Origin of the sequence: Streptomyces sp. NPDC001027, assembly GCF_040299045.1 — a bacterium.
GTDB lineage: Bacteria > Actinomycetota > Actinomycetes > Streptomycetales > Streptomycetaceae > Streptomyces.
Map to the genome: position 1 here is coordinate 22,423 of NZ_JBEPBI010000074.1, position 14,139 is coordinate 36,561.

A 14,139-nucleotide genomic window follows, 5' to 3' on the forward strand; every position below is an offset into this window, starting at 1 on the left:
GGTGGGCGGCGCGGCCCCTGGGCGCCGTGCGGCTAGGGTCGTCGGCAGGTGATCGATCACGACTGGGGTGGACGCGGATGACGACCTGGCAGGAGTTGCAGGCCGAGGTGGCGGACCGGCTGGCCGCCGTGTCCGCGGGGGAGCGCGTGGTGTTCGCCGTAGGCGTGGCCGAGCGGCTGATGCGGGTCCAGGAAGCCCTGCCGGCCCCTGAGCGGGCGGAGTACGCCGTCGGCCTCCGACCGATGCTCAACGCCCTGTGGGAGGGGGCGTTGGGAAACGCGTCCGCCTTCGGGGAGATCAAGCACGGGCTGGGCGAGCACCTGCTGAGCGAGTACTGCCACAACGACGGGCAGGCCGGACCCGGTGACGCCCACGAGCCGGCCGCGGCCGCCGTGCTCCACACCGCGGTGGCCTACCTGTTCGGCGCAGGCGATCCGATCCGGGTGGTCGGCGGCTGCGCCGTCGAAGCCGCGGGCGAACGCGCGAACGCCGTCGCCGAGTTGCGGCGTCAGCTGCGTGACCTGGCCCTGATCGGTCGGCACGGCGCGTCCCTGCGTCACGCGAGGCCGGCCCTCGACCCCGACGCCTCCGCCCGACTGCACCGCGCTCTCCGCGTCCCCCTGTCGACCGTCGGGGCCGCCGACGCGTAGGCCACCACAGCCCAGGCCCCCCGCGGCATCGAGGCGTCCTGCCGAGGCGGGCTCGATATATGTCACCCCATATGTGTCAGTAGCCCCTTCTAGGATGGTCGAGGGGAACTGGGACCGACTGGGCGGGCAGGGTGCGCGAGCGTGACACAACTGGTGGGCAGAACAGCGGAACTCGCGCGTCTTGACGCCCTGCTGGCCGGCCCGGACCTGCCCGACGCACCGGCGGTCGTCGACATCGCCGGCGAGCCGGGCATCGGGAAGAGCCGGTTGCTCGGCGAAGTCTGCGCCCGGGCCCGCCGGGGCGGACTCACGGTGCTGCGCGGCCGCGCCACGGAGTACGAACAGCACGTCCCCTTCCAGGCTTTCACCGACGCGCTCGCCGACGTCGACCCCGGCGTCGTCGCCGCCGACCCCGCACTTCCCGAGCTGGACCTGGTGCTCCACGGCATCCGGCAGGCGGCGCCGGGCGACACGTCCGTCACGTCAGACTCGGGCGCCGTCGCCCGCTTCGGACTGCACCGTGCGATCAGCGCCTTCCTCGCACGCCTGGGCGAACGAGGCCTGGTGCTGGCCATCGACGACCTGCACTGGGCGGATCCCGCGTCACGGGAACTCGTGGACCACCTGATACGGCACCCCGCCCGCGGCCGGGTCCTCCTGGTCGTGGCGCGGCGGGCCCGGCAGACCCCCGCATCCCTGACCGCGGCCCTGACGCGCGGCGCCGACAGCGCGGACGTCCTGCACCTCACGCTGGGCCCGCTCCCCGAGGACGAGTCCATCCGGACGCTGGCCGCCGACATTCCCGGGCATGAGGCGAAGCAGCTGTACGCCGCCAGCGAGGGCAACCCCTTCTACCTGCTCGCCCTGCTGCACGCGTACCGCGGCGGAGCCCGCCCGCACAGCGCCCCCACCGGGCCCGGCGCGACGGACGCGGTCGGAGTGCAGGGCGGGCTCGCGGTCCTGCTGCTCGAGGAGCTGACCGCGCTGACCGCGTCACAACGCCTGGTCGCCGAGGCGGTGGCAGCGCTCGGCGCCCATGCCACCCCCGCCATGGTGGCCGAGGCGATCGCACCGAAGGCCGAGGCATTGCCGGCGAGGGCGCACGGGCCGAATCAGCCGGTGGAGGCGCCGTCGGAGCTGGACGGGCCGAAGCAGCCGACGGAGGCGCCGGAGACGGCGCCGGAGACGGCGGACGTCCCGGAGGTGCCGGATGCGCCGAACGCATCAGATGCACCAGACGTGTCGGATGTATCAGACGTGTCGGACGTGTCGGACGTGTCGGACGTGATGCAGCAGATCCGGGCGCTCGAGGCACGGGACGTGCTGCGCGCCGCGCCGGGCGGCCGATGGGCGCTCCGCCACCCGCTCGTGCGGGCCCTGGTCTACGAGAACATCGCCCCGGGGCGCCGCGCCGAGCTGCATCGGCGGGCCGCGCGAGCACTGGCCCGCAGCGGCGCCCCCGCCACCGAACGCGCCCACCACGTCGAGCGGTCGATGACCGGCTGGGACGCCGAGTCCGCCGCGGTGCTGGAGGAGTCCGCCGCTCGGTGCGCGTCGACCGCGCCGGCCACCGCCGCCCACCTGCTGAACGTCGTCCTCGCGCATCTGCCGGACACGCCCGGACACGCCCGGCGGCGAGACGAACTCGTCCTGGCGCGCGCCCGGGCGCTCGGCGTCAGCGGCAGCCTCCGCGAGAGCCGCGATCTGCTGCACGACCTGATCGAGACGTCGGGCAAGGACCTGCTCCTGCGCACGGAGGCCGTCGCCTGGTGCGCCGTGGTGGAGCGGCACCTCGGCCACTCCCCGGAGGCCACCGCTCTGCTGCGTCGCGAGCTGTCCCGCCGTCCGAGCCCCTCTCCCGGGCAGGCGGTCTCCCTCAGGCTCGCCCTCGGCATGTCCGCCCTGCTGACGGCGTCCTACCCCGAGGCCCGCGCGGACGTCGCGGAAGCCGTCTCCCTCGCCCGAGCCGACGGCGACTGCGCGGGTGAGGCGGCGGCCCTCGCGCTGGCCGCCCTGGGCGAGGCGTACGAGGGCGAGACGGCGGCGGCCGTCCGGCACACCGACGCCGCGTCCCGGCTGACGGACGCACTGACCGACCCCGGCCTCACGGACCTGTGCGAGTCGTTGAGTTGGCTGGCCTGGGCGGAAGTCCTGCTGGAGCGCTACCCGGACGCCGAACGGCACTTCACGCGCGGGCTCGACATCGCCCGGCGCGGCGGCCGGCTCCACGTCCTGCCGCACCTGCTGACGAGCAAGGCGTTCGTCCACCTCACCACCTGCCGCCTGCCGTCCGCGCTGGAGGCGGCCGAGGAGGCGGAGACCCTGGCGCGGGCCGCGGGCAGCCCCGACCTTCTGGCGTTCACCCTCGCCGTCAAGACGCTCGTGCTGCTGCTGAGCCGCCCTTTCGGGGACACCAGTGCCCTGGCCACCGCAGAGGAGGCCGTCGCCGCGACCAGCGGGAGCAAGGGCTGGTGGCCCGCCCTGGCGTGGTGCATGCTCGGGCACGCCACGTTCGTGAGCGGCGACGCGCACCGCGCGCAGGAGGCCATCACGACGGCCGGCGGCGGCCGCGAACTCCCCCTGCTGCAACCGTCGATCCGTCCGGGCCAGCTCGACACGCTCACCGGCGCGGCCCTCGCCACGGGCGACCTCGACCAGGCCCGACGCTGGGCCGCCCAGGCCGCGCGTGAGGCCGACCGGCTCGGCCTCGAAGGCCAGCGCGCGGCCGCCCGGCGGGCCGAGGCGTCGCTGGCCGAGCACCGCGGCGACACGGACCGGGCCGTCCGGCTCCTCGACGCGGCCGCCCAGGAGTACGCCGACTGCGGTCAGCGTCTGTGGGAGGCGTACTGCCTGCTCCGCGCGGCGCCCCTGGTGCGGCGCACCGGCCAGGGCGAACGCGCCGCCGCCATGTGGCGCCGCGCCCACCGCATCGCCGTCGCCGGCGGCGCCCGACTGCTCGTGGACCTGGCCGAGTTGATCCGCCCCGAGGTCGTCCCCCGCACGCCCGCCGTCCCGGCGGAACTGTCGGAGCTGACGGCACGTGAGATCGAGGTGGCGGGGCTGCTGGCGGAGGGCCTGAGCAACCAGGACATCGCCGCCCGGCTCCACCTCAGCCGGCGCACCGTCGAAACGCACCTGTCCTCGGTCTACCGCAAGCTCGCCGTGCCGTCCCGTTCGGCGCTGACCCGTCTCATGACCCGCATCGGCATGGGCGTCGGCTCGTGAGCCAGGCGTGATCAGCTGCGCGTCGCCGCCGGGGCGTGTCTACGTCGACGTCTGAGTGACTGCGCCCGAGCAACTGAGTACGCGTGCTCACGTGGTGGCCCACGCCCTGCTTCCAGACTCGGGGCATGAGAAATCGAACCTCCGCACCGACCGGCACGACCGCCCGCTCCGCGCGCCGCCTGCGGCCGACGCTCGCCTGGGCGGCTCTCGCGACTCTGGCGCTCACCGCCTGCGGCGCCGAGAAGCCGGACGCGGACAGATCGCCGGGCAGCCGCGCCGACAGCGCGGGTGCCCAACAGGGCGTGGCCTTCACGGAGATGCTGCAGCAGATCGCGCGGCAGTGCCCCGCGAGCGCTCCGCCGCAGGCGCCGCCGTCGGGCCCGGCGCACACGTCGCCGTCGGGGGAGAGGCCGCCGAGCGACGTCGAGCCGATCGCCCCCACGGCGGGCCCCGAGGTGGAGTTGAACGCTCGCGACTGGTGCGCGAGCAACCTCCATGAACAGCGCATCGCCCAGGCGCTGTGGAATCTGGCGGAGCCCACCCCCGCCAAGGTCAGGAAGATCCTGAACGACCTCGGCTACATCGACGAGCGCATCCACGATCTCAAGCAGTCCGGCACGGCCACGCGCTTCCTCCTCGACCTGCGCGACCGGGGCGGACGGCTCTGCCTGGACGGCTCGGCGGCCGGCGAGCAGACCGTCGTCGACAAGTGCGTCGCCCCCGCGACCGGCCCGTTCACCCCGGAAGAGCGCCCAGCCTGACCGCGGCCCGCACCTGTCAACCGCCTTGCGCGCACGGCCGACGGGCCGCCAGAAGGTCACAACTGGGTCAACTTCCTCACCATTTCCTCACAGTTGACGCCCCGGTGTGGGTAGTTTCGCCCCTCTCGCACGTCACCAGGGGGCCCCGTGAGCTACTACCCGCCTCAACCGCCGCTGCAGCCTCCGCCCGCGTCGCCGCCTGCCCGTCCCGCACCGAGGTGGGCCCGCAAACGCTTCGTACTGCCCGCGCTGGGCCTGGCGTTCCTCATCGGTGTGGGCAGCGCCGGCGCGGACGACCAGAAGCCGGACACGACGAAGACGGCGGTCAGCGACAAGACCCGGCCGACGGTCACGGCCACGGTCACCGCGACCGCCACGGCGACGGAGACCGCCCGGCCGGAGCCCGCGCCGACGGTGACGGAGACGGTCACGGTGAAGGTGACCGTCACCGCGCACGCCGCCGCGAGGTCGGGAACAGGCGGCAGTTCGACGTCCGGCGGCTCGTCGTCCGGCGGCGGCTCCGGCTCCTCGGGCGGCTCCAGCTCCTCGGGCGGCGGTGCGACGGCCCTGTGCAACGACGGCACGTACTCGTACGCCGCCCACCACCAGGGCGCCTGCTCCCACCACGGCGGCGTCTCCGTCTTCTACCGCTGACCGACACCAGGGCCAAGGACTGCAGCCCGTCGTCGGGAGACCGGACCGACGCCCGCGTGCGTGCAGAAGAATTCCCCGTGTCGTGCCGCGCCGTTGCGTTCGCGGCCTTCCTCTGGAGAGGATGGCGTAGATCATCTCGGATGACGGTGGGTGTGAGCTGTGGCGAGCGCAGCGGCGGCCGAGTTACTGCTGGGCGGCGCAGTCATGCTGGGTGCGTCGGTCCAATGGCTGACCGGCATGGGTTTCGCACTCATCGCGGTGCCCGCGCTGGTCTTGGTCCTCGGGACTGCCCAGGGCGTTGGCCTCGCGAACTGCGTGGCCGGAGCCATCAGCGCCGTGGGCCTCACCGCGGGGTGGCGGCAGGTACGCGTCGGCGCCATGATCCCCTTGATCATCGCCGCGGCGTGCACGGTGCCCGCCGGTTCCTGGGTGGCGGCCCGACTGCCGGAGCCCGTGCTGCTGGCAGGCATCGGAATCCTGGTGACGCTGGCCGTCGCTTCCGTCATGGGAGGCGCGCGCATACCGGCTCTGGCGGGGAGGAGAGGCGCTGTCGCCGCAGGAGCTGTGGGCGGATTCATGAATTCCGCCGCCGGAGTCGGAGGGCCGCCGTATTCGCTGTACGCGGTGAATGCGGGCTGGTCGGTCCGTGAGTTCGTGCCGAACGCGCAGTTCTACGGAATTCTGGTGAACGTCTTCTCGGTGGCCGCCAACGGCGTGCCCCGGCTGAGCGGACCGGCCTGGTCGGTGGCCGTGGGCGCCATGGTGGCGGGCGCCCTCGTCGGCAGGGCGCTCGCACCGAGGATCCCCGAGGATTGGGTGCGCCGGCTCATCTTCGCCCTGGCCCTGACCGGCGGCCTCTCCGTCCTGGCCAAGGGCGCCCAAGGGCTGCTCTGACACCACACCAGGCACCACCCGCCCCGGGGAAGCCTCGCCGACGACGAAGCCGCCGGTGACGACCGCCCGGCCCGTCGCCGGTGCGCTGGGATGGACAGGTGGTCGGACCCTGCCCACCGCACGACGCCAGGTCCGCGTGCACCGGATCAGGGGCTGACAACTTCAACACGACCTCGACCCTGTTCAGTACCTGGGTTTGGGCTACGCCGCGTACGACCGCCGTCCGGACTCGTGGGACGAGCAAGCCCCTGATGGACCGTTGCGCCGCTACGAAACACCTGCCGGATGGCACCGCGGTCGGCTGGGCGGACGTCAGGACGGGGGACATCACGGTCTTACGGGAGTGCCGCGACGACGTGCCTCCCGGGCACTCCTTGCGAGATCTGCTCGCCGAATCAGGCCCGGGACTGATGGAGCGAGTCGTCTCACGGCTTCTGCGGCAGCCCTCGGATGGGGACTCCTGGCGAAAGGGATCGGCGGGGGAGCGGCGAGTGGGAGCCGAGTTGAACCGCTTACGGCCCCACGGCTGGCGCGTCCTGCACTCCGTCCCTTGGCCAACAAAGTGGATGTCGATCACTTGTTGACCGGGCCCGGCGGAGTGTTCAGCATCAATGCGAAGCACCACCACAAGCGGGCCGCCCTACGCACGCAAGAGCCGGGCGGAGGCAGAGCGAGTTGCCCGAGTGCTTGAGCACTATGGTGACTTCCCGGTACTGGTGGAGCCGGTGCTCGTCTTCGTCGGTGTCACCGAGCTGAAGGCAGTTGCTACGCAGCTCGACGTCCGGGTGTACCAGGAGCGCCAGGTATCGGCCCTCACTCCGCTCTCAGGCGTTCTCATGGTCGACCAGGTGGAGCAGGTGTACCACGTCGCTCGCATCGCCAGGCTTGGAGTCGGGCCTGAGCCGGTGCGTCTCAGCGAGGTGCCGGCCTTCCCTGATGGGGCTGTGGGTGGTTTCCAGGGTGTGACCGTCGTCGGGGCGGGGCGCCCTGTCAGTGCCGTCTCTTACGCTCCGCTCCTGGACAAGCAGTTCGAAGAGAGGGGACGCGGATGGGTGGCAACGCATGGACTCATACGGGCCCGTATCAGCGTGATGTGGCGGCCGCGTTCCGGCAGGAGCAGGAAGACGAGCTGGCGCGGGACACCCACGGCTTCGAGGGGCGGTCCGTCGAGGAACTGTGGCAAGACCCGGAGTGGCAGGAGCACATCTTCACCGGCGGCACGGGCTCCGTGTTGGACTTCCCTCTCATGATCGAGGCCGCCGACACCGACGACGGTCCGTTCATGCGGCCGCTGACCGACGACGAGGTGCGAGCGTGGGCTCCTCACGGCCGACCCACTTACGAGGAGTGGGACGCCGCACTCGACTCCGAGCAGTTGGACTTTCCGGACCGCGCCCAAGGGAACTGCACAGTGCTCTACCGCGACGGCAGGCCCGCGCAGATCGCCTACTGGGGCGTCACCGCCGACTAGGGGAACCGGTACCGCATTGCGATGCGGCCCCCACACCTGTCCCGGTATCTGGGGCCACATTGTTTCTGCGAGGCTCACCTGGGAGAACGCTCCAAGATCCCGTCCACGGACCCCGACATACGGCCGCTCCGAGCGGCACACGGCTGCACATACGCCAAGACCCCGTCCTCAGCGAAAGCGCTGATGGCGGGGTCTTCGGGCACCTGATACAAGGTGCCCCCGGCAGGATTCGAACCTGCGCACACGGCTCCGGAGGCCCTTTTGCCTCGCGGACAACGTGCTGGTCAGCAGCTTGATCAGGCCAATTTCTCGGGTCTCTGTCCACAGATAGTCCAGAGGTCAGCAACCGTCATCGCGGTACCTACCAGCCGTGAGGCAGCCTTGAGCGGTATCCGCGCGAGCTCAAGTTGATGGCGCAACACCGGCTCCGCTGCGGGCCTCCCACAAAGACGCCGGCCATGCACCCTTGTGGTCGATCTGACTCCACGTCACCGTCAAGTTGGCAGTTGCCTCTGACGGTGACGTGAGTAGGAGGGGGAACAACATGAGGGATCCGAGTGCCAACACACCGTGGTCACAGAGTGTCTTCGGCGAGTTGGCAATAGCACTGGCCAAGCGCATCCCAGAGTGTATTGCTAGAGCTCACGAGCGTGCGCGGGATGGGCACCGAGGTGTGGGCACGCAGACCCTGGAAGCCTATGGCCATGGTCTACATGCCTCGCAGTACGAGGAATTGGAAGCGGGGCTCGCTGATCTCCCTGGCGTCACGGCAGTGCGTCTGCAGGCGCGCACGGTCATGGTTGTCGCTGGGCAGGTGCTCTATCCGATCCGCTATGCCAAGCGAGACGTACCGGTTACGGCGGCTCGACTGCGTCGCGCCGTTGGCCTTCGGGCTGACCTCATCCGGCGCCACGGCCCTGAGCCCATGCAGGGTGAATTGGATCTCGGACTTGAGGAGATCCAGGAACAAGAGTTCCATAAGGACCTGGGACAGCTCGCCCCAGACGGCGGCGTAGTCCTTCTGGCCTACGCTTGCGCGATGGATACGGGGATTATGCGGCTTGAGTGGGGAGACGCGGAGCTACGCAGCGGCGACCGTCACCTTTTGTGGCATAACCATGAGCCGCTAGATCTGCCCGACACCAGACGGTCGGCCTGATCCGCTGCTCATGATCAGATAGCTTGCGCATCGAACCCGCCACGGCAATACCAGTCGCTCTCCGCTAGGGCGTTGTACATAGCAGATTTCCATCTGCCACCTTCAGCTTCGTACGCACTTTTTGCGTGATCCTTAAGGTAATCTCTCACGCCTTGCGGGCCCAAGCTTTCGAATAGACCACGAAGCACCATTCGAATACTCCTCATGTCTGTATTCGCGTGATGCGCGTACAGCTCTCCGAGCCTGAATACCTTGAAGTGATGCCGCAACCTATTGATAAGGGTTGTGGGGTAGTGGGGAGGATCGACGACTGTGAACCAGACAGTGGCGGGCTTTTCTGTAATGACGTCACACCGAAGCCATTGCACATCTGAGGCGTCTTCGAAGTAAGGAATGAGAGTTTGTTCTTCTTTTATGGTCGGAGCGACGTCGAGCTTGAACTTGTTACAGTCGGAGCAGGCTGGAATCAGATTTAGCGGGGCTACGGAGAGTGCTGCGAAAGATGCCTTGGGGAGGTAATGGTCGAGTGTTGTCACTCGACGTATTCCGCAAAGTGGACAAACGCCGTTAGGTGCCGCCAGTTGAATCTGATCGTATATTCGACGCCCAGATGATTTGGCGTGTGCCATGCGATCGGTGTATAGCTTGTCGGACAGGTCTTTCGACGTGATAGCGAGTTTGCTATCACTCTCGGGTCTGAAGTCGCAGGAATCCAGCAGATGGAGATCCTGTGTTTGAGCGTGTCGCTCAAATTGTGAAACACAGTTCTCGACGAATTCGATCGCGGCCTCGTAGGCTTCTTTCGTCTCGGGATCTTTAATCATCTCAAGGCAAGCCGCATAGGCTTCCCTGGAACTTACCCTGGGCAGAGGAATGCGAATCACTGTTTTGTGCCCCCCGCGGCCTTAACGGCCAGCATGATCCGGACGATTCCTTGTGCCTCGCTACCCAGCTGGTTGCCGAATCTGCTGGCTACCGCTTCGAACGAGTCCGATTGCGGATCGGCTACTGCTCGTTGCAGCTCGGCATGGTACCCCGATTTTGTGACCTCAAGACCAAATACTTCGTGGGTCAGAACCCCTACATTTTCACCGAAGGTTTCGATTTGTGGTCGCTCAGCGATGGACTCACCACCGCTTCGTCGCAGTTTCCATACACAGCTCCGGGGCACTTCCTGCAGCAGTACTGGAGAATGGCTTGCAATGATTGCAGCACCATTCGCCTCCGTCAAAAGATCAGAAAGTGCGCGTGTGTAGGCCGCCAGCAAAGGTGGGTGCAGGTGAGACTCCGGCTCATCGAAGAGGACGAGGGATCGTTCACGTACGTTGCGTACGAGTTGGGCGATAGTAAGTAGAACTATCTTATGGCCGGAGCTTGCCCTATTGAAGGCGTCCATCAACTTTGCCGCTTCTTGCGCCCGCTGCAGATCGCTATCGACGCCAGACGCAACTTCAGATACGGCCTCTTGAATATTCAGATCACGGAAAAGCGGATCCACTTCAAGTGCTTGCATGGCGCGAAGCCACCTGTGTCGTAGAGAATCATTCCCTAGGCACTTCTCCACGCTGTTGACGAATGTGGTTCCGAGAGTGTGAATGTCTCGAAGCCGTGCCTCGCCGTCATCAAAACTTCCCAATCCGATATATGCGAGCGGAACTTGAGGGCTTCCTTCATCGAACAGTGTGGCAGGCTCCGCCAGAGAGGTGGTGCTCGGGGTGGAAGCGAAAGAATCGAATGCGCTGAAACTAACAAAAACGACATTGGAGAATGGGAACGGATCTCGCCCGGGTTCCCAGTCTGCCTCAAGGTCAGTGAATACTCCTGCGCCCTCTTGCTCGACGCCGGCTGGCAAAGCCAAGGAGTGTGACATGCCGCGGAGCAGTGTCGTTTTGCCGACACCGTTCCCGCCAATTACGACGTGAATGTTGGTAGACGGTTCGCTGTTGGTTAGGACTTCGAATCGAAGCTCCATTGGCGAGTCATCATCGTTTGCTGGTGGAGACGCGTACTGGAAAACAAAGTCGCGCAATTTGACGCCGCCATGTGCGATTCGTCGAAACTGCAACTCAATTGTTGATGGTTCGACATATCGCAGAAGTGAAGTGCGGGTGATCTCGTATTCGATGACGCGGTTATATAAGGCGGCGTCGAGAGAAATGTCGCGAAGCGGAGGGAGTGCTACTTTGCGAATTTTGAGCTCATTGAGCCGATCGTAGTATCCCGCATCCTGTCCCAGGGAAAAGAATCCCTCCCCTAGAGTCATGAACTCCTCAGGAAGCGGGGGGCGTCCATGAGACTGTTCCGCATGCCCAATCTTTACCTGGCCGATCGCCTCAAGGATCCCTAGATTATTTGAATAGTAGAGATCGTAGAGCGTCTTGAAGCCGTAGTCGTCCCACCCGTCGGGTACGAGTACAAGTGATTCTCCGACCGTCTTGAATCCGGCATCTCGGTGAGGTAGCACCACGAACGGAAGGGGATCTGTCCGCTCGTTCAGGCTTGTTGGCACCTCCTTCGCATCTACATTGTGCGGATGCCGCTCGACTGTAAAGCGTCCAAACGTCGTGTGGAGGTATGACATGATGTCGACCGCCAGCTGGTCACCGACGGGCATAAGCCCGTATGTGGGGAGCCAAGACAATGAGCCAGGGTCCTGTTGCAGAATCAAGACAGGCTTGTGCTCGTGATTTGCAAACTCGCGAGCAGCTCGCCGAATTGCCTCATCTTGGTCTGCGCGCTTAACTACAAACACCATGAGTTTGGCACTCTTGGCCCGCTTCGACTGGCCGCTGCGAACGCTGATGTTGCCGGCCTTGCTCGCGTAGGTCGGATAAATCAGCTGAGGATCAAGGCCCGTGTGCTGCGACAGCAGTAGCTGGAGCTCACGGTATTTGCTCACGCTGGGAGCGGGGTGATCCACTTCTTCCAGGATCTCCGTGAGCTGCTGCAAGTGATCGGCGAAGGACACGGCGACACCTTAGCTGCCAAGATCAGCGGACAACAGCTGTTTGTCAGATTCTTCGTGACCCACCGACAGCTACGCGCACTCGGCGGCTGCTTGCTCGATGTGTTCCTTGAGGGCCGATGCAAAGGCCTCTGGGTAGCGCAGGCGGCTCTTCATGAGACGGCCGTAGAACCCAGACGTGGCTCGTAGGCTCAACGGTGCAGCAGCCCTTGCATCGAGCAGATCCAGCAGGTGCACGTATGGGCGCCTCTCAGGGAAGAAGCTGACGCTCACCCCCCGGCGAGTGCCATCGTGCCCCCATGCTGCGGTCGGCCACCTGGCTCCTTCTGGCAAGTCCACTTCAGCTGCGTTGATGGGGGCACCAGGCTGCGACAATCGCCGGCCCAGCCATTCGGACACACCAACGGTGACGGCGTTTCCGACAAGTTTCCAGCGAAGACTAGCGCGACCGCGGCTCTCTGCTGGTTCTGTCCACCCGCGCGGGAACCCCTGGAGCGCTTCAGCATCTGTGATCTGTGGGGTCACGATCGCATGGCCGACCTGGGCGTCTTGAATCCAGATTGCGGGTGCAGAGGGAATTCCCAAGCCCGAGCCACCCTTGAGCGTGGGGATTGCGTCTTGAGCCCACCCGAGACCTGTGTTTCCTTCGGTCCAGTAGAAGCCAAATGCATCTTCGAGATAATCGGAATCCGGGCGTTCGCCAGCGTCATCTGCAAACAGTACTGTGCGCGGATCTGCTACCTGAGAAGCGACCAGGATTACCCGCTGACGGCGCTGTGGGACGCCGGTAAACCTGGAATCTACGAGTCGATACGCCCAAGAATACCCAAGCCGTTCGAATTGAGTTACCAGATACTCCATGGCTGTTCCCCGGTCTAGGGATAGCATGTTTCGAACGTTCTCGACGACCACCCATTTAGGGGATGCGGTTTCTAGGAGATCGAAAAGATTCTTAATCATCCCAGAAGCCTTGCCGTGGATTCCTGCAGTTCTCCCGGCCTGAGATAGGTCAGTACAAGGGAAGCCAGCAGTCACTACATCGACGTCAGGGAGTGACTGTAGGGTCTGAATGTCGTCGTGGAGGGGAACATCAGGAAAGCGGTGTTCTAGCACAGCCTGAGCTGGCTCCCACCACTCGCACAGCAGCTTGGTGTGCATGCCTGAGGCCTGCAGACCCAGTTCGACTCCGCCGATCCCGGCGAACAGGCCAGCAACGGACAATTGGGTCGATTGGGGTGCTGTTTCAGGCATGGCATGAATGATCGCACGTCCCGCTGACACCGAGCCGTCGTGGGTGCTGCTCCCGGCCGAAAGTTCAGCTGAGGGGGCATCGTATCCGTGCCGCGAAGCGCCGATCTTCAGTTTCTGGTTTGCTGCGCCTGGTGCCGCCAGGGCGGTGGAGTCTCAATGATCGAGTCAAGGCAACGAGCGCCGGCCGATGGTGTGGACGGCGCTCGAACTAGGCAAAGGTTTTGAGGTCTGGCCTCATCTTTATCAGGTCGATCATGGGTAGCCAGGAACCTTGGCAAATCCGTTCTGCGCCCGGGCCCCTCGGCCGCTGGCATCCGGGGCCGATCGCCACCGTCCGTGGCTGTTGGTGTCCGGCATTGGTGTCAGACCAGCAAGGCTCTCTTGCACAAGCTGAGTGACGTGCTACCGGTTGACGACCATGACGACATAGACCATGCCGACGACCGCGGCCAGGCAGACCACAACGGCAGCGATCGCGGCAACGCCGACCAGTCCCGTCACGCCCAGAATCGCGGTCCATCCCACCCGAGTCACCCGCTCGGACCGCTCGACTGCGCTCTCATAGTCGCTGTCGTCGTACCATTCTCGATCGGTCATGGCACCCCTGCTCCAAAGGATAGATGGCGCGGCCGACTCCTTCCCCCAGCTCCCATCCCGTCCGCCGTCGACCCACACACCGTGGAGCGGGCGTGGTTCCTGGCGTCAAGGTGGAGCGCGCTACTGTACGAACGACCTTGACGCCCCTGGGCCGCGTCTGCTCGGCTCTGCCTGGGTCGGCGGTGGACGGGAAGGGAGCTCCCTACGCACGCCACTACGGACCCGCAGTCGCAGATGGTGCCCCCTCCATCCCGGTGGCGGCCGATCCCCCGCCGGGGGCATTGCATTGACTTTGGGCCGCACTATGCGGTGATCGCTTCATGGCTACCTGCCCTTTCCATACGTGCGCGCGTCGGCGCAGCGTGCGCGGAGCGGGCCGAAGGCAGGAGCGCAGCGCGCAGCGGAGCCGGGAGCGCGCCCGGCGGAGCGGAGCGCAGCCGGGCCTTGAACCAGTAGAGAAGGTTGTTACTCAACAGATGGCGGCACCTGTGTCCGGTCCCGGGAGATGCTTG

General features: G+C 66.3%; 11 protein-coding genes and 1 pseudogene. 8 read left to right on the plus strand and 4 right to left on the minus strand.

Annotated elements, in window-relative coordinates:
- Window positions 1–77 precede the first annotated feature (77 nt).
- From ABT300_RS21285 to ABT300_RS21320, 8 genes and pseudogenes are all read left to right on the plus strand, one after another.
- Complete coding sequence (locus ABT300_RS21285) at window positions 78–650, plus strand: hypothetical protein (RefSeq protein WP_351677952.1); 573 nt, start codon at window positions 78–80, stop codon at window positions 648–650.
- Between the two features lie 141 nt (window positions 651–791).
- The gene (locus ABT300_RS21290; protein ID WP_351677955.1) at window positions 792–3,875 is read left to right on the plus strand and encodes a helix-turn-helix transcriptional regulator; all 3,084 of its coding nucleotides are present in this window, start codon (window positions 792–794) and stop codon (window positions 3,873–3,875) included.
- Window positions 3,876–4,000: 125 nt separating this feature from the next.
- Entirely contained in the window at window positions 4,001–4,636 is a 636-nt protein-coding gene (locus ABT300_RS21295) for a hypothetical protein (protein ID WP_351677958.1), read from the plus strand.
- A 147-nt stretch (window positions 4,637–4,783) separates the two neighbouring features.
- On the plus strand, window positions 4,784–5,290 hold the full coding sequence (locus ABT300_RS21300; RefSeq protein WP_351677961.1) for a DUF3761 domain-containing protein: 507 nt from the start codon (window positions 4,784–4,786) through the stop codon (window positions 5,288–5,290).
- Window positions 5,291–5,449: 159 nt separating this feature from the next.
- Complete coding sequence (locus ABT300_RS21305; protein WP_351677964.1) at window positions 5,450–6,184, plus strand: TSUP family transporter; 735 nt, start codon at window positions 5,450–5,452, stop codon at window positions 6,182–6,184.
- Between the two features lie 187 nt (window positions 6,185–6,371).
- Window positions 6,372–6,461, plus strand: a pseudogene (locus tag ABT300_RS21310) (GNAT family N-acetyltransferase); the annotation flags it as partial.
- Window positions 6,462–7,232: 771 nt separating this feature from the next.
- A complete protein-coding gene (locus tag ABT300_RS21315) occupies window positions 7,233–7,655 on the plus strand; it encodes a hypothetical protein (protein WP_351677967.1) in 423 nt (140 codons plus the stop codon).
- A 673-nt stretch (window positions 7,656–8,328) separates the two neighbouring features.
- A complete protein-coding gene (locus ABT300_RS21320) occupies window positions 8,329–8,814 on the plus strand; it encodes a hypothetical protein (RefSeq protein ID WP_351677970.1) in 486 nt (161 codons plus the stop codon).
- 14 nt (window positions 8,815–8,828) lie between these two features.
- On the opposite strand, the gene ABT300_RS21325 is transcribed toward ABT300_RS21320, so the two are convergent.
- From ABT300_RS21325 to ABT300_RS21340, 4 genes are all read right to left on the minus strand, one after another.
- Window positions 8,829–9,698 carry an HNH endonuclease gene (locus ABT300_RS21325; RefSeq protein ID WP_351677973.1) on the minus strand — a complete coding sequence of 290 codons (870 nt, stop codon included), beginning with the start codon at window positions 9,696–9,698 and terminating at the stop codon, window positions 8,829–8,831.
- Window positions 9,695–11,782: an AAA family ATPase gene (locus ABT300_RS21330; protein WP_351677976.1), complete on the minus strand. Its 2,088-nt coding sequence runs from the start codon at window positions 11,780–11,782 to the stop codon at window positions 9,695–9,697. The genes ABT300_RS21325 and ABT300_RS21330 overlap by 4 nt, the downstream gene beginning before the upstream one ends.
- Before the next feature lie 69 nt (window positions 11,783–11,851).
- A complete protein-coding gene (locus ABT300_RS21335) occupies window positions 11,852–13,030 on the minus strand; it encodes a DNA cytosine methyltransferase (RefSeq protein WP_351677978.1) in 1,179 nt (392 codons plus the stop codon).
- Between the two features lie 402 nt (window positions 13,031–13,432).
- A complete protein-coding gene (locus tag ABT300_RS21340) occupies window positions 13,433–13,627 on the minus strand; it encodes a hypothetical protein (protein WP_351677981.1) in 195 nt (64 codons plus the stop codon).
- Between the last annotated feature and the right edge of the window lie 512 nt (window positions 13,628–14,139).

Excerpts from the sequence above, each read along its gene's own strand:
- ABT300_RS21285 (WP_351677952.1), top strand. The coding sequence starts at position 78 with ATGACGACCTGGCAGGAGTTGCAGGCCGAGGTGGCGGACCGGCTGGCC.
- ABT300_RS21295 (WP_351677958.1), top strand. The coding sequence starts at position 4,001 with ATGAGAAATCGAACCTCCGCACCGACCGGCACGACCGCCCGCTCCGCG.
- ABT300_RS21315 (WP_351677967.1), top strand. The coding sequence starts at position 7,233 with ATGGGTGGCAACGCATGGACTCATACGGGCCCGTATCAGCGTGATGTG.
- ABT300_RS21335 (WP_351677978.1), bottom strand. The coding sequence starts at position 13,030 with ATGCCTGAAACAGCACCCCAATCGACCCAATTGTCCGTTGCTGGCCTG.
- ABT300_RS21340 (WP_351677981.1), bottom strand. The coding sequence starts at position 13,627 with ATGACCGATCGAGAATGGTACGACGACAGCGACTATGAGAGCGCAGTC.